The sequence below is a fragment of the Niabella hirudinis genome (assembly GCF_051201075.1).
Taxonomy (GTDB): Bacteria; Bacteroidota; Bacteroidia; order Chitinophagales; family Chitinophagaceae; genus Niabella; species Niabella hirudinis.
In genome coordinates this window covers 344,705-365,717 of the sequence record NZ_JBPEHJ010000005.1, presented here as the reverse complement: position 1 = coordinate 365,717, position 21,013 = coordinate 344,705, and the positions used below count along the sequence as shown (strand labels likewise).

At 46.4% G+C, this 21,013-nt stretch carries 16 protein-coding genes; 4 read left to right on the top strand and 12 right to left on the bottom strand.

The genetic code is table 11. The features are described from left to right. The first annotated feature begins 617 nt into the window (after window positions 1-617). Window positions 618-953: a cupin domain-containing protein gene (locus GGU45_RS12395; protein WP_435225145.1), complete on the top strand. Its 336-nt coding sequence runs from the start codon at window positions 618-620 to the stop codon at window positions 951-953. 19 nt (window positions 954-972) lie between these two features. Here GGU45_RS12395 and GGU45_RS12390 read toward each other — a convergent pair whose 3' ends face one another. The 8 genes from GGU45_RS12390 to nadB all read right to left on the bottom strand — a co-directional run bounded on the left by GGU45_RS12390 (window position 973) and on the right by nadB (window position 8,497). Next, on the bottom strand, window positions 973-1,722 hold the full coding sequence (locus GGU45_RS12390; protein WP_435225143.1) for a LytR/AlgR family response regulator transcription factor: 750 nt from the start codon (window positions 1,720-1,722) through the stop codon (window positions 973-975). Between the two features lie 9 nt (window positions 1,723-1,731). After that, window positions 1,732-3,420 carry a sensor histidine kinase gene (locus GGU45_RS12385; protein ID WP_435225141.1) on the bottom strand — a complete coding sequence of 563 codons (1,689 nt, stop codon included), beginning with the start codon at window positions 3,418-3,420 and terminating at the stop codon, window positions 1,732-1,734. A 22-nt stretch (window positions 3,421-3,442) separates the two neighbouring features. Next, window positions 3,443-4,117, bottom strand: coding sequence for a DUF5041 domain-containing protein (locus GGU45_RS12380; RefSeq protein ID WP_435225139.1), 675 nt, complete (start codon window positions 4,115-4,117; stop codon window positions 3,443-3,445). Window positions 4,118-4,141: 24 nt separating this feature from the next. Beyond that, the gene (locus tag GGU45_RS12375) at window positions 4,142-5,236 is read right to left on the bottom strand and encodes a redoxin domain-containing protein (protein ID WP_435225137.1); all 1,095 of its coding nucleotides are present in this window, start codon (window positions 5,234-5,236) and stop codon (window positions 4,142-4,144) included. A gap of 100 nt (window positions 5,237-5,336) precedes the next feature. Further along, window positions 5,337-6,212 carry a lysophospholipid acyltransferase family protein gene (locus GGU45_RS12370; protein ID WP_435225135.1) on the bottom strand — a complete coding sequence of 292 codons (876 nt, stop codon included), beginning with the start codon at window positions 6,210-6,212 and terminating at the stop codon, window positions 5,337-5,339. Between the two features lie 9 nt (window positions 6,213-6,221). After that, complete coding sequence (locus tag GGU45_RS12365; RefSeq protein WP_435225133.1) at window positions 6,222-6,566, bottom strand: DUF5615 family PIN-like protein; 345 nt, start codon at window positions 6,564-6,566, stop codon at window positions 6,222-6,224. After that, on the bottom strand, window positions 6,563-6,790 hold the full coding sequence (locus GGU45_RS12360) for a DUF433 domain-containing protein (protein WP_435225132.1): 228 nt from the start codon (window positions 6,788-6,790) through the stop codon (window positions 6,563-6,565). Before GGU45_RS12360 ends, GGU45_RS12365 begins: the two co-directional genes overlap by 4 nt. A gap of 90 nt (window positions 6,791-6,880) precedes the next feature. After that, on the bottom strand, window positions 6,881-8,497 hold the full coding sequence (nadB, locus tag GGU45_RS12355) for an L-aspartate oxidase (RefSeq protein ID WP_435225130.1): 1,617 nt from the start codon (window positions 8,495-8,497) through the stop codon (window positions 6,881-6,883). A 205-nt stretch (window positions 8,498-8,702) separates the two neighbouring features. On the opposite strand from nadB, the gene GGU45_RS12350 reads away from it, so the two are divergent. Next, on the top strand, window positions 8,703-9,596 hold the full coding sequence (locus GGU45_RS12350; RefSeq protein ID WP_435225128.1) for an alkaline phosphatase family protein: 894 nt from the start codon (window positions 8,703-8,705) through the stop codon (window positions 9,594-9,596). Window positions 9,597-10,063: 467 nt separating this feature from the next. After that, window positions 10,064-12,868 (top strand): outer membrane beta-barrel protein, encoded by a 2,805-nt coding sequence (locus GGU45_RS12345; RefSeq protein WP_435225126.1) that lies wholly within the window; start codon window positions 10,064-10,066, stop codon window positions 12,866-12,868. Between the two features lie 169 nt (window positions 12,869-13,037). On the opposite strand, the gene ispG is transcribed toward GGU45_RS12345, so the two are convergent. After that, window positions 13,038-15,035: a (E)-4-hydroxy-3-methylbut-2-enyl-diphosphate synthase gene (gene ispG / locus GGU45_RS12340; RefSeq protein ID WP_435225124.1), complete on the bottom strand. Its 1,998-nt coding sequence runs from the start codon at window positions 15,033-15,035 to the stop codon at window positions 13,038-13,040. 90 nt (window positions 15,036-15,125) lie between these two features. On the opposite strand from ispG, the gene GGU45_RS12335 reads away from it, so the two are divergent. Beyond that, window positions 15,126-15,821, top strand: coding sequence for a lysoplasmalogenase (locus tag GGU45_RS12335; protein ID WP_435225123.1), 696 nt, complete (start codon window positions 15,126-15,128; stop codon window positions 15,819-15,821). 44 nt (window positions 15,822-15,865) lie between these two features. Here GGU45_RS12335 and GGU45_RS12330 read toward each other — a convergent pair whose 3' ends face one another. The 3 genes from GGU45_RS12330 to GGU45_RS12320 all read right to left on the bottom strand — a co-directional run bounded on the left by GGU45_RS12330 (window position 15,866) and on the right by GGU45_RS12320 (window position 20,996). Then, the gene (locus GGU45_RS12330; protein ID WP_435225121.1) at window positions 15,866-16,555 is read right to left on the bottom strand and encodes an SMI1/KNR4 family protein; all 690 of its coding nucleotides are present in this window, start codon (window positions 16,553-16,555) and stop codon (window positions 15,866-15,868) included. A 59-nt stretch (window positions 16,556-16,614) separates the two neighbouring features. Then, complete coding sequence (locus tag GGU45_RS12325) at window positions 16,615-18,531, bottom strand: RecQ family ATP-dependent DNA helicase (RefSeq protein WP_435225119.1); 1,917 nt, start codon at window positions 18,529-18,531, stop codon at window positions 16,615-16,617. 305 nt (window positions 18,532-18,836) lie between these two features. Continuing rightward, entirely contained in the window at window positions 18,837-20,996 is a 2,160-nt protein-coding gene (locus GGU45_RS12320; protein ID WP_435225117.1) for a heavy metal translocating P-type ATPase, read from the bottom strand. Window positions 20,997-21,013 lie beyond the last annotated feature (17 nt).

The following is a 21,013-nucleotide window of genomic DNA, read 5'->3' as shown; positions in this document are numbered from 1 at the left end:
AATTACTTTAAAAAAAAGCGGTATTTTTTGATTTTTTATTTTCCCGCTCCGGCAGACCCGCGGCCTTCAGGTTTCGCAAAACGCGGATTCAGCATTTGTTTTTCTGCGTTAAAGAACATCAGCAGGAGGCGTCAGACTGGTCATCGGAGGGATTCGAAAAAATCTGGGTCTCGATGGTTATTGCATGTGCGCCAAGTTGATTTTGCTAACAGGAAAGCTGAGGGGCGGCGCTGATACCATTAGTGAACGGGGTTAAGAAGCATAAAAGGTGCAGCGCACCGGTAATAGCGCCCCGTGCATGAGATTACCGCCGCGCTGCGGCTGGAAATATCCGTTTTGTTACTTCAGGCTATAAATGCTATCGGCGCTCTGCGCCTTTGGCCATTTTCGTCTAATCAGATTAGATATAAGAGAAACTGCCAATTGTTGAGCTGTTTTATGCGAAAATGGTCTTTCTTAGCTTGACGTACATGTGATGGCTATCTGGATCAACGAGAAAAACAACAAGCTGTACCTGGGGAATGCTATTTTTAAAAGGCTTCTGAAAAAAGAAATGATTTTTTGGTAAATGATTCAAATAGGTCATTTTTGAAGCGGAACAGTAAAATTAAAGTGGTATGATGCAAAGTGATTGTTTCCAGAGCGAAGCAGAAACGCCCTGGGAGGATGCCGGGCCGGGTATACAGCGGCAGGTATATGGTTATGGCGACCCGCTGATGTTGGTAAAGGCGAAGTTTGAAAAAGGTGCGGAAGGAGTTCCGCATCAGCATCCGCACGCCCAGGCCACCTATGTAGCAAGCGGCTCTTTCGAAATGACCATCGGCGATCAAAAGAAGGTGGTGGTTGCCGGCGATGGTTTTTATGTGGCGCCGCATATCTGGCATGGATGTGTTTGTCTTGAGGAAGGAATGCTGATTGATGCATTCAGCCCCTGCCGGGAAGATTTTCTTTAAACGGCCAGCGCGTGCCGGGCTATTTTTTTAACAGGAGCTGCCGGATCTGTTCTTTCTTTTGCCGGGAGATGGGGAGCTGTATATTGTTCTCCAGCAACAGACTGCCCCCGTCCTCTTTGAGGATACTTTTGATAAAATACCGGTTCACCAGATAGGAGTTATGGCAGCGGATAAAGCCGTAGTCTTCCAGCAGTTCGTCATACTCGTAAAGGGGTTTGGCAATAACGAGTTTCTCCTGTGTTATTAAATAAAAAACAGTATAGTTGTTTTTAGCCTCACAATAGATAATATCTGCGGGGCTTACAAAGCGGATCTCCTTTGCTGAAGGCAGCGCTATTTTATGGTCCTTCCTGCTGCTTTTTTGCTGCAGAAGCAGCAATAGGTTTTCCAGCTGGCTGTTTCTGTGTTTGGCGTCTGTCCTTGAAGCAGCCTTATCAACCGCGGTTTTGAGTTCGGCAACAACAATAGGTTTTAACAGGTAATCGATCGCAGAAAATTTTACGGCCTGGATACCATATTTGTCGAAGCCGGTTACAAAAATCACTTCAAACCCCGGGGATGACAGGGATTGTAATAGTTCAAAACCGTTTTTGCCCGGCATCTGGATATCTAAAAATACCAGGTCGGGCTGATGCAGTAAAATAGCCTCCCTGCCGTCACTGGCATTCAGAGCCGTGGCAATGATCTGAACATTGCTGCAATGCTCCTTTAACAGCAGCTCCAGGTTGCGGATATTATTGGGCTCATCATCAATAATCATTGCTTTCATGAGTCGAAATTAAATCCAGTTCCGGAATTTGAGGCAGACTTTTGTTTCATTTTTTTGATTGGTAGCAAATGTAAGCTCAATGGGATAACCATTGCGTTTGAGCAGGGCGATCCGTTCTCTGACCAGTTTTGTTCCCAAACCGGTATACAGCTGCGTTGAAGCAAAACCTGAGCCGTTGTCGAGGATCGCTATTAAAAGAGCCCTTTCCTGTTGGCTGATCCGTATTTCAAGAAATCCCTTTTCGCGCAGGGGAGAGATGCCGTGTTTAATGGCATTTTCTGCCAGCGGCTGCAGGAGAAGGGTAGGAACGGGGATAGTGTCGGCGGTTATTGCCTTATCGATCGTACATTGATACCGGAACCCGAAACGCAGCTGCTCCAGGGCAATATAACTGTCCAGGACCTGTAATTCTTTAGAAAGCGGTATCATTTCCTTTTCGTTATTGCTGAGTGAACTGCGCAGCAGCGCACTGAATTCGGTCAGGTAATGATCGGCTTTTTGTTTTTCGTTATTGTGCATCAGGTACTGGACGGATCCGAGTGCATTGAACATAAAGTGGGGATTCAGCTGCGATTGGATGGCCTGCAGCTCCAGCCTGGTCTTTTGGGCTTTTTCACGGGCAGTGCGCAATCGCCTTCTGTTAACAAAGAAAAAAGCGATGCCGGAAACAACAACACCAAGCAAGATCGGCCAGAGGGGAGAGTCCCGGATCCGGGGGAGTACCTCGATCTCATAGGTAAAGACCGGTGCTTCATCCACCGGGTATTTTACCTGGAGCAAATGCTTTCCTGGCTTCAGATCTTCCAGTAAAATGGATGGTGTTGATGCCAACGGAGTGAGACTCCAGCCGGAAGCACTGTCTATGCGGTAGAACAGGTTATCCATATAATCCCACCGGTAATAATCAAGAAAGTGCTCAAAGGCAAACAGGATCTGCTGGCCTTTTTTGATCGTGGCTTTCTGTCCCTTCAATTTTAAGCTGTCATAGTTCTTATACCAGTTGAAACTGGGATCTGCCCTTTTTTTGTTGATAAGCAGGGTATCTGTTGTTACGCCCGCCAATTTGGGTTTGGGAAATTGGAATAGGAGCTTACATGTTATGACATCTTTTTTTGTTTTTTTATTCCAGATAATGAGCTCCGCAGCATATAAAAAAGGGTTGTAAGAGTATATTTTAAAAGCTTCTGTTTGCCGGTTTTCTTTTTTGATAATGAGGCTGTCGTAATCTCCTCCCATTGCATCAGGAGCGTTTAGTCCTCCGGTCATTTTACCATACCATGATGGTCCATAGTTATCGTTTTTCTTGCACGCAAAAAGGACTTCATAGGAAGGGGTATTAATGTATATCTCGTACAGGCTGTCATTGATTTTCCTGTAGGTGTTTTCCAGAGGCCTGCCATTGGAAAATTCTTCGTAACCCAAACTTTTATTATTCGTCTTTTTATGAAGAAAAAAAAGGTTAATGTCTTTAAACACTATGGAATCTTTTAGCAGCCTGCTCAGATCCTTTGCATCAACAATTATATTCTTATATTTTTTTGAATTATTGGGATTAAGCGAGAGAAGTCCGGCTTTTGTTTCTCCGCCACCTCTAAGTTCCTGGGCATAAGATTGATTGAAGCCCAATAGCGTGTATAACAGCAGTACTGCCGGAAATTGTATGCCTAAGCGTTGTTTTAACAAAAATTGAATGCTCACTATGATGTTAATGATTGGCTTTCTAGAGTTTTGAAACAATATAACTAATAAGAAAGTAATGTGGTGAGTTGCTGAGGAATATTTCTGTATTCTCTTCACCCGGCTCTAAAATTGAAGCGCCGCAGAATCTGTATTGCCCAATGTCCTTATCAAACCAGGAAGATGCGTATAGCATAACAGGCGTTTTTTTATCTAAATGCCATTTTAGAGGGATATAATCTCTCCAGATATAAAATCTTTTTAGGTCGGCTGTGTTTTTGTTTAATTGGATGCCGCCATTCGAGGACAGTTGATAAGTTTTAAAAAATAGCTTGCTGCCATTACTATCGTCTTTTGTTACAAATTTTGCCTGGTCAACGTAGTCAAAAAAAACAGAGTCGTGGTCCCAAAACCGGTAATAATTTCGATCTGAAAATAATATTGTCTTTTCTTTCAGCTTTTTATCCTCGAATTCCTCAACAATGAATGTTATTTTATATGAAGTATCAAATTCGGCAAAACGGAACTTATGAATCTTTATTCCGGCAAAATCGAGCGCTTCTAATATATCCAGTTGGCTTCTGTCTTCTGAATTTAGGACGTTATTTGCATCCTCTTTTTGAGATTGACGATTTGAATTTTTTCTAAAAGACTGGCTGTTTCCCTGTATGGTTGCCATTAACAGCACAAGTAATATTGATGAGGTTATTTTTATCATATTTTTTTCAATTATTAGTGAAAACTATTTTATTAATTCCTGTAGCTTCTTTTGCAGTGCTGTTTTATAGCTGGTACTGTATCCATTGAATATCTCAGCGATGTTTCCGTTTTTGTCAATTAAAAAGGATTTGGGAATGGCCCTTATTTTGTATTTGGCAGCCTCTTCGCTATAAAAGCCTTTTAAGTCGGAAATATTTGTCCAGCTGATACTGTCTTTTTGAGTTGCCTCTTTCCAATATTCAAAGTCCGTATCGATCGAAAAGCTGACAATCTCAAAGCCTTTGTCTTTATACCGGTTATACAGATCTACAAGTTGTTTGTTATTCCCTCTGCAGGGACCGCACCAGGCTGCCCAAAAATCGAGTAAGATTACTTTGTTTTTTATATCGGATAGCCTGATTTCCCTGCCATTTACCATTTTGCCTTTTATATCAACAAATGTCGCCCCCACTTTTAGATTATCTGCTGCTAAATACTGCGTAATTATTTTGCCATATTTGGTTTGCTGAAGGTTACGGGGAAACTTGTTAAATAATAATTGAAGGCTATCTTTTGTCAGGTCATTCCTGAGGAAGAACAATTCTTTAATGGTAATAAGAGAGGGCTTAAAAGTTGCAATTGTCTGAAGACGTATGGTTAGTACTTCTTTATCTATTTCCTTTATACTTGCTTCAAGCCCCGCTGATTTCGGACCGTCCTGTAAAAGCTGATCCATTAGCTTGTCTCTTACATTGTAAAGACCCGATGTTTTGTTGTTCACCGCCATGAAAATATCATTCAGGGACGATCCTTCAAATTGCAGATCACCGAATCGTTCTTTACTGCCCTTAAAATTGATAACCTGGTTGTTCACCCAAAGTGTGGTATAAATAAGGTCTTTGCTCTCCTTTGGATCCAGGTAGAGCCTGAAAGTAGCTGGTTCTGATACCTGCCCGTTAAATTTTATGACCCCATTCTTTAAAAATGCGGAATCTTTTTGTGTACTTAAATCGAGGTTTAATAGGTAAAATTTTGAGCCTTCCGGAAACCCGGTAAGGGTCGCTTTAATAATGAACCCCTTTTGCGCGAAAAGACTGTTTGCGGTAAACGCGATAAGTAGCAAGAAAATTTTCATCATTGCTGTCCTGTTTTGACAAAACTGGTCAGTTTGAAAGAATTGTTTCCTGTTAAATGTGTACCTGGCAGGGCCGGCTGTGTCAGTGTGCCATTTGGAGGGGCTAATCCCCCATTACATCCCCTTCTTTCCACTCATGCTTCCATCTCCGGTGGCTCCAGAGCCACATATCCGGATTGCTGGTAATCACGTTTTGCAAATAGCGGACGAACGTTGAGGTGAGCTCATTTTCGGTAGTGTGTTGCGGTTGTTCTGTTGCCACAGAAAACGTTACTTTATAATGTCCTCTTTTCGGACGTGCAATAAACGCAAAAATCACTACGGTATCATTGCGGATTGCGTTTTTGGCCGGGCCAATTGTAAAAGCAGTTTTTTTATTAAAAAAATTGAACCATTTGGCCTTGTGTACTTTCCCCGGGCTTTGATCTGCAACCAAACCGAGGCAGTACTGTTTGTCCGCAAATGGTAAAAACGCCCTGGCCATGTGATGGGCATCCAGCATCACCGTGCCGGAACGCGACCGGAGTTTTCTAAAAATCCGGTCCAGGGGCTTGCTGCTGATGGGCATATAGACCCCCAATACCTGGTAGCGCACCCTTTTAGCCAAAACGACATTGCCCCACTCCCAATTAAAATTATGACCAAGATGCAATTGTACAGAACGGCCCTGCTCGTAATATTGATCTACCAGCTCCCAATTACCGGTAAACCGTTTTTCAAAAAAGGAATCCGGAGCGGAAAGCAGTTTAACGGTCTCCACAAATGAATCGATGAATTTGTGATAGAAGTTTTTGGCAATACGTTCCCGTTCTGAGAGCGTTTTCTCCGGGAAGGCAATGGCCAGGTTTTGCATCACTACTTTTTTCCGGTATCCGATGAGATAATATACTACGGTATAAAAAAAATCGGATAGCAGGTACAGTACCGGCAAAGGCAGCAGGGAACATAGATATAAGAAACCGTAAACGATATAATACATTTTGTGGGCTTATAACTGGCGTAATCTAATTTTTTTGGTTGTAATCGTTATAAAAACGGGATGTCGAAGCAGTTGTGTTTTCAGAAAAGTAGTTACCGTCTCCGCAATTTTTTCAAATTCTGTAAATGAATATCGTAAAAACATTACACTAAGACCAGTAATATGATGTGCAAATATCCATTCTCCGAAATCCTTATCCTCGGTTAACAACAGGCAATTATTTTTTATAGCCCATTGTATTACTTCTTCGTCTTTTATTCCTTTGGCTACTTCACTCACTGCTATTACCTTAAAGCCCGATGCTCTTAGTGTTTTAATGATGAAAGAATGAATATTTTCATCGGCGAGAATCATGCCACCGCAATAACCTGTTCATGTGATATTACATCCGATGCGTAAGCTAAAGCCGCCAGGATAGCTTCCCGGGAGAGCGGGGGATAAGCATCCTGCAATTGTGGTATAGTAGCGCCCTCCGACAGGCGTAATATAATTTGCTCTACGGAAATACGCGTGCCTTTTATCAGCGGCTTGCCCAGCATAATGGACGCATCAGATTCAATAAATTCTGAATAATTCATGAAACGATTGTTTGTGTAAAGTTAGTAAAACAAATCCAACACAGCAATATGCTCAATGGTCTGTATGACATCAAACATTAAACTTTTTTATTACAGTACAACGTTCTGAACCAGCGCACTTTTTTCGGGGTAGTCGGTATTGTAGTTCAGCCCGCGGCTTTCTTTGCGGAAGATAGCTCCCTTTACGATCAGGTATCCGATCGTGATCAGGTTGCGGAGCTCCAGCAACTGGGGCGATACTTTGCTGGACCGGTACAATTGTTCCGTTTCCTCCCATAGGAGGTCCAGCCGTTTGGATGCCCGCTCCAGGCGAATGTTGTTGCGTACAATGCCTACGTAGTCCGACATTACCTGCCGCAGTTCCTTCAGGCTTTGGGTAATGAGGATCATTTCCCGGGGTTGCATGGTGCCTTTGGCATTCCATTCGGGTATTTCTCCTTCGTAGTGATGCTGATTCAGCGCACCATTGAGCGCTTTTTTTGACACCTGCTCAAAACAGCGGTGCGCAAATACCATGGCTTCCAGCAGGGAATTGCTGGCCAGGCGGTTGGCTCCGTGCAAACCGGTGCTGCTGCATTCCCCTACGGCGTACAGGTTCCGTATGGAGGTTTGGCCCCATTCGTCTACCTTAATACCCCCGCAGCTATAATGGGCCGCAGGAGCAACGGGGATCATCTGTTGGGTGATATCGATGCCAATACTTTTGCATTTTTCATAAATATTGGGGAAGTGCTCCAGAAATTTTTCCAGTTCAAAATGCCGGCAATCCAGCCATACGTGCTCTGTACCGGTACGCTTCATTTCACTATCGATGGCGCGCGCTACAATATCGCGCGGAGCCAGGTCTTTGCGTGCATCATATTTTTCCATGAAGGCTTCCTCATCCTTATTGCGCAGGATACCGCCATCGCCGCGCATCGCTTCAGTGATTAAAAAAGCCTGGCCGGTGAGCCCCGCTTCAAAAAGTGCGGTAGGGTGAAACTGGATGAATTCCATATTCTCAATACGGCCTTTGGCGCGGTACACCATGGCCACCCCATCGCCTGTTGCAATGCCGGGATTGGTGGTGGTACGGTAAACCTGACCATTGCCCCCGGAGGCCAGGTAGGTGGTCCTGGCCAATATGGTTTCGATCTCATTCGTGCGCAGATTAAGTACATACACGCCATAGCATTCAATATCAGGTGTAGCTTTGGTAACCAGGTAGCCCAGGTGGTGCTGGGTAATGAGGTCAATCACAAAGCAGTGCTTAATGAGTTCTATGTTGGGACAGGATTCCACAGCTTCCAGCAGGGCCCGTTCCATTTCCCACCCCGTAATATCCTTGTGGTGCAGGATGCGGAACTCACTGTGTCCGCCTTCTTTTCCGCGTTTGTAGTCGCCATCCGCTTCTCTATCAAAATTAGTGCCCAGGGCAATCATTTCATCAATACGGTCCGGCCCCTCTGTAACAACAATCTCTACGGTCTGCTTATTACACAGACCATCCCCGGCAATCAGGGTATCTTCTATATGTTTTTCAAAACTATCATGTTCCGGATCGTTCACCACGGCTACGCCCCCCTGTGCATATTTGGTATTGGTTTCATCCGCTGCGGCCTTGGTAAGCACCAGTATTTTTTTATCAGGAAACTGACGTGCCATTTTATAGGCGTATGTAAGTCCGGCTATACCCGTTCCAATCACGAGGAAATCTACCTGCTGCATGTATTCTATTTAAGCAGTAAAAATAGCATTTATTTGGTTTGGGCCATAAGGAGTCAGGCGCCGTTCATAAATTTGCCTTCGCAGATCTGCTGATTATTCTTACGCTTCAATAATACCAATGCAACCGATTGTCCTGCTCACAGGTAGTGCAGGTTGAGCTTCTTCTGTATCTTCGTTATATACGGTTGCAAATAAAAATATGATTATGACCAATATGCGTAGACTATTGATTGCGTTGATGAGTATATGGCTGCCTCTCGCTGCAATGGCCCAGCCATCCAAAGTAAAACATGTGATCCTGATAGGCTGTGATGGATTTGGTGCCTATGCGCTGCCTGATGCCAAAATGCCGCAGCTGCAAAAGCTGATGCAGGAAGGGGCCTGGTCCACAACCGCGCGTTCGGTACTGCCCTCTTCAAGTGCGGTAAACTGGGCTTCCTTATTAATGGGGGCGGGTCCTACCGTACACGGTTATACGGAATGGAACAGCGCGGTGCCCGAAATTCAATCGGCAGATACCAGTCGGTTTGGATTGTTTCCTTCTATATTTTCCTTATTAAAGGAGCAGCGCCCGGAGGCGGTTTCTGCACTCATTTACAGCTGGCAGGGGATAGGTCCGCTGGTGGAAAAAGCGGCCACTACCATACGCGTGGCGGGAAAGGATAATGACGATTTTTGTGTAGATACGGCTGTAGCGATCATTAAATCGCAAAAACCAGTGCTGACGTTTGTACACCTGGATGAGCCGGATGGTGTAGGACATAACATTGGCCATCGCACGCCGGAGTATTATAAAGAACTGCAAAAAGTAGATGCCCGTATTGGCCGGATTGTAAAAGCGGTGGAAGATGCCGGCATTGCGGGTGAATCGGTGATCCTTGTAACAGCAGATCATGGCGGTAAGGGCAAAGGACACGGTGGTAAATCGCTGGATGAAGTACAGATACCCTGGGTTGTTTACGGCCGGGGCGTGCAAAAAGGCCGGGCATTAAAGCAGCCCATTATTACGTACGATACGGCGGCTACGATCGCCTGGCTGTTAAGACTGAAGATGCCGGAAAGCTGGCGGGGCCAGCCGGTAAAGGAGGCCTTCCGGTAACCATTACCGGTTTTTTTTTTTAACCGCTGCCTGTATTCGTCGACAACCTTATCCTTTTTAATTTTTTTCCCAGCGCCCTGCGGGGGACAATTATCGTTATAACGGGTACCCCAATCCATCAGCTCAATGATGATGGGGAGCAGGGCAGCACCCTTTTGCGTAAGGTGGCAGATAAATTTCGATGGATTCCAAGAGCCACTGCTTTTGAAAGAATCTGTACCTTCTCCAGAAGCGCAAGGATATTGGTAGCGACCTTTTCCTCCAATCCCAAAAAATCAATATACGAACATTTGCACCGGTCTCAAAAGTTATCGTTTTCTTAAAAGCTATCTACGATTTTTTAATACGAATATTGTCGTATATTTTTACCCCCGCAATTTCCTCATTTTATACCATTGTTTTGCCGTTTCGTCACAGGGCATAAACTGAAGTTGTGTTTTTCAATAACCTTGCTTAAAAGAATGCTCATGAAGAAAACAGGAATGCTTGCCCTGATGTTGCTATGTGCCGGATGGCTGTATGCCCAGGGCAACATCAGCGGAAGGCTGCTGGATGCCCAAACTCAAAAGGGACTTTACCTGGCCACGGTTACAGTATACAATGCTGCGGATACCAGTGTTGTTACGTATCGTTTATCGGCAGCGGACGGCGTGTTTAAAATTCCCGGTCTGCCGCTGCATATACCCCTGCGGGTGATTGCTACATTTACTGGGTACAAAGTATGGCGAAAGGATTTTACACTGACTTCGGGCACCCTCAGCCTGGATACGTTGTGGATGACGCCGGACAGTACATCGCTGGACGAGGTGCTGGTGATAGCGGAGCGGCCGCCTATGACGGTGCGTAAGGATACGATTGAGTTTAACGCAGCGGCATTTAAAACGTTGCCTAACGCGCTGGTGGAAGACCTCCTGAAAAAGCTGCCCGGTGTACAGGTAGACCGGGATGGTAATATTACCGTAAACGGTAAACCAGTGAACCGCATTACCGTGGATGGAAAGGCCTTTTTTGGGGATGATCCGAAAATGGCCACACGCAATCTTCCCTCAAATGTGATCGATAAAGTACAGGTAACCGATGATAAGGAAGAACTGATGCGCAGAGGCGATGATAATATGAACAATGTGGGCAAAGTTATCAACCTTACTTTTAAAAAAGGTGTCAAAAAGGGGATGTTTGGAAAAGCTTATGCAGGTGGCGGTACGGCGGGTACTTATGAGGCGGGCGCCATCGCCAATGTATTCAGAGATACCTTGCAGGTAAGCGCGCTGGGCTATACGAATAATCTTAACCGCCCGGGGTTTAGTTTTTCTGAGCTGATGCAAACCGGGGGCATGCAGCGGAACGGCGATGTAAACAGCAATCGCAGCATCAGCATCTGGCGCAATGCCAGCGGGGGAACGGGTATCCGGATCAATAATATCAATTTTGGCGGCATTACGGAGTACGGAGGCATCAGCACCAGCTCGGGCCTGGGATTAAATATCAATCATTCGCCCAATAGCAAAAAATCTATTTTTGGACAGTATTTTTACGGGAACGTAAAAGTGGATGTACAGAACGATGGCTATACCGAATATAACAACGGCGATACTATTTTAAAAAGAACAGAAGACGAAAAGGCTAAAGTATTGATCAATGCCCACAATGTCGGTTTGGGTGCAAAGTTCCGGCCGGATTCCCTTACCAGTATCCTTACAGGGATCAACTATATGGCAGGGAATACCGTTGACGATCGCTATACGCTTGCAAACAACACCAGTTCTGTGCTGGGGAATCTAAGTGATGGCCGGGTAGACCTGGACCGGAATAATATCAGCAGGAATTACCGGCATTATTTCAATTACAACCGGCTTTCCCGGGCAAAAAAAGGACGGAAATTTAATTTGAACCACCAGCTGACCTGGCAGCTGCGGGATAATGAAGCCACTACGCATTCTGCCATCCAATACAGGTATCCGCAGGTTAATGACAGTTTGTTTGATCAGCTGCGGAATGAAAAAGTACCCACATTAAATGCCAGCATTTATGGCAACTATAGTGAGCCCGTCATTAAAAATCTTTCTGTACGGGTGGATGCCCGGTACGAATATGAACAATTGAGCAATACCATTCATACTTACGGCCTTGACGATTCGGGACAGTTTACCCACCTGAACAATGAGCTTAGCAACCGGTTTAACCGTACCAGCAACAGCTTTTCAACAGCCGCAGGGTTGGAATATAAATATAAAAAACTGGCTCTAACCCCAAGGCTCCGCTACCAGGCACAACGTTTTGTAAACCGGCTGGTATCCATGCCGGAAGATGTAGTGCAGCGGCTGAACAGCTTTTTGCCGGAGCTGGGCGTTGTTTACGGGAAGCTGAATATTGATTACCGGAAGGAGATTATCCTTCCGGACTACCGTTATCTGATCCCCGTTTTTGACAATACCAATCCTTATATCATTAATAAAGGAAACCCGGATCTGCTGCCAGCCATCCGTCACAGCGTACAACTTAATATGAACGCAAATGATCCCAAATTGGGGCTCAATGTATGGGGTTGGGCCAGGGCCGCCACTATAAAAAACGATGTGATCCAGAATGTGGTGCTACAGGGCAATGGTACGCAGCTTATCCTGCCGGTAAACGCCGATGGAGGAAAAAGTATAGCCGGCAACGGAGGCATCAATAAGCAGAATAAATTTTCACAGCGGTTTACAATGAATTCCAATGTCGGGTTCTATTATGAATATAATGAGAATTTTTTCAGCTATAATTACCAGAAGAGTAAGCAGTACCGGAATAATGTAAACCTCTGGGGTGGTATCGGCCTTAACTGGAATGATGTGTTTGAATGGAATAACAACATCAACTATGGCGGTCAAAAAGTGCGGAATTCCAATACCACATTGTTCCAGTCTTATAATGTTACCAATTATGAGATCAGCTCAGAGCAGATATTGCGCTGGCCCAAACATATCATTCTCGAAAACAATATAGCCTTTATACAAAACAGTGCTATTGTGGATCCCGCGCTGCGCCGGTTTGTACGCTGGAATGCGGCGCTGAATATTACCATGTTTAAGAATGAAGCCGGTGTGTTGCGACTGGGTGTATATGATATCCTGCGGAAAATGAATAACACCGATGTGGTACTGGCGCAGAACATGCTTAAGTACAGCAGGGGCAATGTACTGGGCCATTATTATATGGCCACATTTACCTATAATATACGTCCAACCGGGGCCAGGAAAAAAGTTGGGGGGCAGTCGCTGCTCTTGTTTTAAGAGTTTCAGGTTTAATGTTTAAGGTTTCAGGTTGGGATGGGATCGATATGACCGTTTCAAACGCGGGGTTTGGTATTTGATGCCCGGCCCCGTGTTTGAATGCTCCATCGGGAAAAGCAGGCGCAATGCCGGCGGCCACAAACGAATCACTTAAGGCTGATTGCTTCCCCTAAGGCTCAATCCATACCTCATTCTCTTTTAACAGGTCGATGAGTGCTTCCACGGCAATATCGCTGTTTACATTCCGTTTTACCACATCCTTGCCTTTGTACAGTGTGATTTTCCCCGGGCCGCTGCCTACATAACCAAAATCGGCATCGGCCATTTCGCCGGGGCCATTGACGATGCATCCCATGATGGCAATCTTTACGCCCTTGAGATGATTGGTAACGGAACGGATCTTTGTGGTGGTCTCCTGCAGGTCAAACAGGGTACGGCCGCAGGAAGGGCAGGAGATATATTCGGTTTTTGAAATGCGGGTACGGGTAGCCTGTAAAATACTAAAGGCGGTGTTGTTCATAAACTGCTCGGCAGCGCCTGTGTCAGCAGCCAAAGTATAGCGGCGCCCGCTCAGTTGGGTGTCATTGAACTGCTGGTAAGCCTGCTCATTCATACCCAGGCAAATACCATTGCCATAACCATCGAGGAACAGGGCGCCGGTTTCGGTTGCAAAATGGATCAGGTGCTCATCGGCCGTACTCCAGTTGCTGTCTGTAATAAAAATCAGCGGGTGGTTGATACCTCGTTCTTCCAATTCAATGCAGATGCGGCGTACCATTTGCATCGCGTTTTTTTGCGGGCTGCTGAGGCAAAGCACGATGTTTGTTTTCCCTGCTAAAGCATCCAATGCCGGCAAATAATCGGCATCGAGCATTACAAAATTCAGGACCCTGCTTGTTGTACTGGTATTCAGAAAGGTATCTGCCTCATACAGGGGAAAATATTTTGTATGATCTTTGGCAGCAGCCCAATGCTCTGGTGTGGTGATCACCTTCAACAGACCCGGTAAGGAAAAATCCAGTTCGGCCTTAGCCGTATAAATATAATCTGCAGCTGCATCGGCGATATGCCATTTATCATTGACGGCATCATAGGTATAACCTACTGCCTTTAATGATGCCGGTGTTATAGCAGGCAGCCTGCTGAGATCGGCCACTACTACGGGCACCTGTTCGCCGCCAATGTTTCCGATGCTGACGGTCCTATGTTTTTTGGATTGGAAAGGATTGTAGGCCCCTCCCCAACCCTCCCCGGAGGTGAGGGGGGGCTCCCTCCGGGGGGCAGGGGGGCAATACCTTTTAACAATATCCCGGCATACGGGAATTTCCAGCTCCGGGTCTTCGGTCAGCGAAACACGAATGGTATCACCGATCCCGTCTTCCATAAGGGTTCCGATACCGATTGCCGATTTGATGCGCCCGTCTTCACCATCGCCTGCTTCGGTAACGCCAAGGTGCAGTGGGTAAATTTCGCCAAATTCCTCATCCATGGTTTTGATCAGCAGCCGGTAAGCCTGCACCATCACAATGGGGTTGCTGGCCTTCATACTCAGCACGATCTGGTGATATTGTTCATCTCTTGCGATACGTAAAAATTCCATAGCGCTCTCCACCATGCCCATAGGCGTATCGCCATAGCGGCTCATGATCCGGTCGCTAAGGCTGCCGTGATTGGTGCCGATGCGCATGGCCGTACCATACTCCTTACATATTTTGAGTAAGGGTGTAAAACGATCGCGGATGCGGTCTATTTCTTCGGCATATTCCGCATCGGTATATTCGATCTGTTCAAACTTCTTTTTATCAACATAGTTACCGGGGTTTACCCGTACTTTCTCTACTATCCGCGCCGCAATTTCAGCAGCATTGGGTGTAAAATGAATATCGGCCACCAGGGGCGTGTTATAACCCCTTTTGTGCAGCTCATTTTTAATATTCAGCAGGTTCTCCGCCTCCTTTTTAGATGGAGCTGTGATCCGCACCAGCTCCGCACCGGCTTCAATACAGCGGATAGATTGCTCCACCGTGCCCATTGTATCCATAGTGTCGGTGGTGGTCATGGTTTGCACCCGGATGGGGTGATGGTTGCCCAGTAAAAGGTTTCCGATCTTTACTTCTTTGGTTAACAGTCTTTTATATGAAGTGAGTGATGCTGCGTATAATTCCATGGGGCAAAGATAACCAATGTTTGGGTGCTGTTGTTTTTCGTGGCGACCGGGGGGATGACATTTTTTACAGCAATTGCTTATTTTTAATTTATGATGAAACCAGCCTCATGGCATCGCATCTTTATGGGCGTAGTGTTTTTGTATTTTGCAGGGATGGCCTTGCAAAATAATATTCTGCAGTTTGTTTTGAAACCGTTGCTGGTAGGTGCATTGCTGGGGATTTTTATTTCAGAAACCGCCGGAATTGATTCGCCGTTTAAAAAGTGGATTATGGGTGCCCTGGTCTTCTCCATTGGCGGGGATACGCTGTTACTATTTGCCAATAACAACGAATTATACTTTATCCTGGGATTGATTTCCTTTTTAATTGCGCATGTTTTTTATATCCTGTGTTTTCATTTTATGAAAGTGCGGGAAGCGATTGCGGGCAAATGGTATACAGCCATTATTGTAGGCGTCTATTATTTTTTTATCATGAGCTTTTTAATTCCCCACCTGGGAGCGCTAAAGATCCCGGTATTGATTTATGGAATCGTGATCAGTTGCATGTTGTTGCTTGCTATGCATTTATATGACCTGAGGGATCATAAAACGGGGCGTACTATCTTAACCGGGGCTATTTTTTTTGTAGTGTCGGATTCCGTTCTGGCTATTAATAAATTCTACCATCCGGCAGTCTGGGGTGTTTGGGCCATTATGATTACCTATGTAGGCGCGCAATGGCTGCTTGTAAGCGGCCTGATCCGTTATATAAGGGATAGCCGGTCTTCCGGCAACAATGCTTAGATTTCTTACTTAAGAGGATCGGAAACCGGCGCCGCAAACCGGCCCTATACCCCGGTAAACACTGCCTGGAATTTGTTTTGCATTTTCCGGAGGCCGTTATCGAGCCACAATTCATACCAGTTCAGGAACGTTATTTTTTCGTTGTTGCCTAATTCTGTAGCCGGATGAATACCCCCGTCATTGATCCGGTTATCGGTCCACATATTGCCCTTCTCCTGCCCGTTTACGATCAGGCTCACCTGTACCCCGCAGCCATAGTCGGCCAGGTAAAGCCGGCCCTGGTCGTGCCCGGTGCCGCTGATAAGGTCCCATTTTCTTTCAAAAAGCTGTTCTTCCAGCGCTTCGCAGCCGGTTTCGCAGGCGGCTTCCAGCTGTTTGTCCAGTTCCTCCAGCTCCGTTTCCATATTCCATTTTTCCGTGTGCGGAAAGGGGTGGGCCAGGTCAAAATATTGATGCTCCCCCTGGCCGGTATGATCAAAAAAGCAAATCCGGGTGGTTTCCAGCGGGCGCAAACCATAAAAAGGACCGGCGCCGCCATCACCGAAGGAAGTGAGGAATGCTGCATAGTCTTCCGGAAGCTGCACCTGGTGCTCGGTTTCAAATTTCCGGACCTGCTCCGGCAGCAGTACCGGATTTAGCCGGTATTGATGCGTACTTGCGCCAAATAGTTCTCTTTTTTTATCAATATTCCTGAGTTGCTCAAATTTTACCCGGATTCTTTTTAATTGTTGCATGTGTTTGTTCACTATTTTTAGAGTGAGGGCTAAACATCATACTCACAATAACCAAGCCATTATGGGTTCCAGCAGATGGTTCCGTCTTCCAGCATCCGGATCTTTTCCTCCCGGGTAAGAAAGTTAATAACCGTCCAGATCTGCTCTTTATCGGCGCCCTGCAAACGGGTCATCAGCTGGGGAATGGTACTGGGTTCGGTAAGTGTTTCCCGTATCCGGGATTGGATAGTCTCAAAGGTTTCGCGTGTAAGCTGGCTGTTTTTTCGCTTTAGGCAGTTATCGCATACGCCGCAGTCTTTTATGTGGCTGTCGCCAAAATAGTTGCCAATCATTTTACTGCGACAGGCTGTTTCCTCCAGCACATAACGATTCATTTGTGCTATCCGCTCGGTAAACAATCGCTTGCGGGCGGTATAGTTCTTCATGTTGATATGAAGATCTGTGATCCGGATCCGGGTCCGGGTCAGCATCAGCTGCGGATCTTCCTTACGGGGCCGGTATTCGATAATGCCGTCTGCATCAAGGCGGAGCAATTGCTCTTTTATAAGCGGGGCATCTGTTTTCATCAGGTAGGCGATATAGCTTTCCGAAATGCCAATGGGATAGTCGTAAATGCCTTCGTAGGTTCTCAGCAACGTTTTTATAAGCGGCTCCAGGTCGGCGTAGGTTGCTTCGTATTCGTACAAAGCCTCCTTATAAACGCTGAAACGCACGGTGGGGGGTATAAAAACCTGCTCATTAAAGGTGAGCCAGCCATCCTGCTCCAGGGATTTCAGGCTATAAATGGCCGAGGTTACATCCAGTCCGAATTTTTTAATGAAGTCTTTCAAATCAAAATCGTAAAATTCGCCGGGAGGTTCTCCTTCAGGCAACTGCAGGTAATGCACAATACTTCCATATACCTTGCGGATGGTTTCCAGATTGGGAAAACGCTGGTCGGGCATTTTTTCGAGCGCTTCCAGTTCTGTAGGGCTATAAAGTAAAACAGCATAGGATTTTGCTCCATCTCTTCCGGCGCGCCCTGCCTCCTGGTAATAATTTTCCAGGCAATCCGGTACATCGGCATGGATCACTACCCGCACGTCCGGTTTGTCGATTCCCATGCCAAAAGCATTGGTACACACAATTACCCGGGTCTTGCTGCGGATCCAGTCCTGCTGCCTGCGGGTACGTTCTTCTGCAGGCAGGCCGGCATTATAATAGTCTGCCGCAATGCCTTCCATCAGCAGCAGCTCGCTGAGCTCCTTGGTGTGTTTGCGCGTTTTGCAGTAAATGATGGCCGAGCCCGGCACGTTTTCCAGCACTTCGGTGATCTTCCGGATCCGGCTGGCTACATTAAACACGCTGTAAGACAGGTTGGGGCGCTCAAAGGACTGCCGGAATACGGTGAATATGTTGTTCCCTTCGGGTGATAATTTTTCGCAAATGTCTTCCTGTACTTTTGGCGTGGCTGAAGCGGTAAGTGCCATCACGGGTATACCGGGCAGCTCCTCCCGCAGGCGGGCAATCCGGAGATAGGGTGGGCGGAAATCATAACCCCATTGGGAGATGCAATGTGCTTCATCTACCGCAATAAGGTTAACATTCAATGCAGGGAGGTATTCTTTAAACAGGTTTGTTTCTAACCGCTCCGGCGAAACATACAGGAATTTGCAATTGCTGTGGGCTGCTGTTTTGAGCACATGGATCACTTCCTTGCGCGACATGCCGGTGTGAATGGCAAAGGCGGTGATATTTTTTTTTCGCAGGTTTTGTACCTGGTCGTTCATCAGGGCGATCAAAGGGGAGACGACCAGGCAGAGGCCGTCCTTGTAGAGGCCAGGCACCTGGTAACAGAGTGATTTTCCGCCGCCGGTAGGCATCAGCGCCAATACATCCCTTCCTTTTACGGCTGCCTGAACGATTTCTGACTGCAGCGGGCGAAAATGGTCATAACCAAAATACTCCTTTAAAATTTCCCGCAACACCTGTTCCATAGATTTTGATCTTCTTATAACCTTTATTGCTGATCCCTCGTTTATTCACTATTCAAAGTTACATTGATTTTCTGTTTAATGTTACATTGAAGTTTTATGGAGCCATGCATTTTTTGTAGTCCTTTTTTAACGCACGTACCGGAATGGATGGCGGTTGAAACCTAACTCCAACGTCAAACATGAAACCCTCCTTTAGTTGTCAGATTTTATTTGCTTTCGGCCCTTCAGTCAATTCAAACGCATTGTGGAAGCCGGACATCAAGTTTGAAGCAGGGTCCAACGTGAAACCTTAAACCTGGAACAAATTATACCACCTTCTTCACCGCCAGCCTTCCGCTGTTGAGCGCCAATACTACATCGCTTAAGGCCATAACCAGTGCGCCGAACATCGGTGTAAGCAGCCCCACCGCCGCTACCGGGATGGCTACAATATTATAAGCAAAGGCCCAGAAAAGATTGCCCTTGATGGTTTTATAGGTGTGCTTACCCAAACCCATGGCCAGGGGCAGATTTTTTAAACCATGATTGGTAAGCACCACCTGCGCTGTTTGGAGGGCAATTTGCGTGGCATCGCTCATGCTGATGCCGATGGTGGCTTTTGCCAGCGCCGGTGCATCATTGATGCCATCGCCCACCATCGCCGTAGGCATCAGCGTATTTTTTTCGCCGATGATCTGTAATTTTTCCGCCGGTGTTTTTTCGGCAATCACTTCATCAATGCCCAGCTCTTCAGCAACCTGTCTGGCTTTTGACAAACGATCGCCACTGAGTAAAATGGTTTTAATTTTTTTGCTATGGAAATAGCGGATCACCGTTTGGGATTCCGGCCGCAGCTCATCGCTGAGTTCAACGGCACCTATTAGTTGCCCGTTGCACATCACATAGATATTGTGATGGTCGGAACCAGCCTGTCCGCCGGTAATTTCGTAGGACCCGGCTGCATACGCCATGCCTTCTTTATCGGTGGCAAACATGCCTTTCCCTTTTTCTTCTTTTATTTGTTTCCAGCGGATTTCATTTTTCGTTTTCCAGGTACGGGTAATGCTTTTGGCAATGGGGTGATTGGAGTATTTTTCCAGCGAATACACGATGTTTTTAAAGGCTTCTTCGGAGATATTGTTATCCAATATCTGAAAACCGGAAATGGTAAAGTTTCCGGTGGTAAGGGTGCCGGTTTTGTCAAACACTACCTGGCGGATATCCTTGAAGTTTTCGAGACTGGTAGCGTTGCGGAACAGGATACCGTTGCGCGCGCCACGGCCCAGTCCAACGGCAATAGCGGCGGGGGTGGCCAGGCCCATAGCACAGGGACAGGCAATTACCAGCACGGCAATGGCCCGCATCAGTGACGGGGTAAAATCCTGTAAAACGATCCAGTTAACAAGAAACGTAAGGAAGGCAATGCCAACCACCAGGGGAACAAAAACAGCGCTGATCTTATCCGCCATTTGCTGCACGGGCGGCTTTTCGCTCTGCGCTTCGTTGACCAGGTTGATGATGCCGGACATAACGCTATCTTTTCCGACTGCTGTTACCTGTGCCTTTACCGTGCCGTCTGTCATCATACTGCCGCCGATCAGCTGATCTTTTGATTGTTTTTTTACAGGAACACTTTCTCCGGTGATGATGGCTTCGTTTAGATGGGCATCGCCCCACAAAATCTTACAGTCTGCCGGTACCTGCTCGCCGCTTTTTATAAGGATCAGATCACCGGTACGCAGGGCGCTGCTTTCTATGGGGAAGATGTTTTCATTGTGCTCCTGGTCATAGGCGATCATATTGGCCATCACCACCTGTTTTTGCGCCAGTTTTTTTAGCTGAGCCTGGGTGGAAGCCACAGTATGCTCTTCCATGTAATTACCCAGGAACACCAGGGTGATCACCGTGGCGGCAGTTTCATAAAAAATATAGTCATCCTGCCCTGTTAATGTACCATATAAACTATATACAAACGCAGCCAGAGCGCCAATAGTCACCAGTACGTTCATATTGGGCATGCGGTTGCGGATGCTTTTAATGGCGCTGACGCCGAAGTAAGATATGCCTGTGGCGAGCACGGGCAGGGTAAGGGCAAACTGGATCCAGGGTTGCATCAGCCAGTTCCAATTGCTATTGGAATGCAGGGCCGGTATCATGTGCAGCATCAGTATCAGCGTAAAGGGCAGGCAAAACCAGAAGCGCTGCATGTGAGTTTTTAACCAGCCTCCTTTTTTGCCATGGTCGTGGCTATGGATTTGTGCCAGAGCCTCCTGGTGTTCAACAACGGTATAACCCAGCCCGGTAAGGCCTTTGGATAATGCCAGCTCGTTCTTTTGTCCTTTTAGCTCAAAGCTGACAGCACCGGTAGCAAAGTTCACCTTCACATTTTCCATGCCCTCTTTTTCAAGGTATTTGTTAATGGTGAGCGCGCAGGTAGGGCAATCCATACCCGCTACCTTCCATTTGATTTTTTCAGCCGTTTCCATGGTACAAAATTACGGCA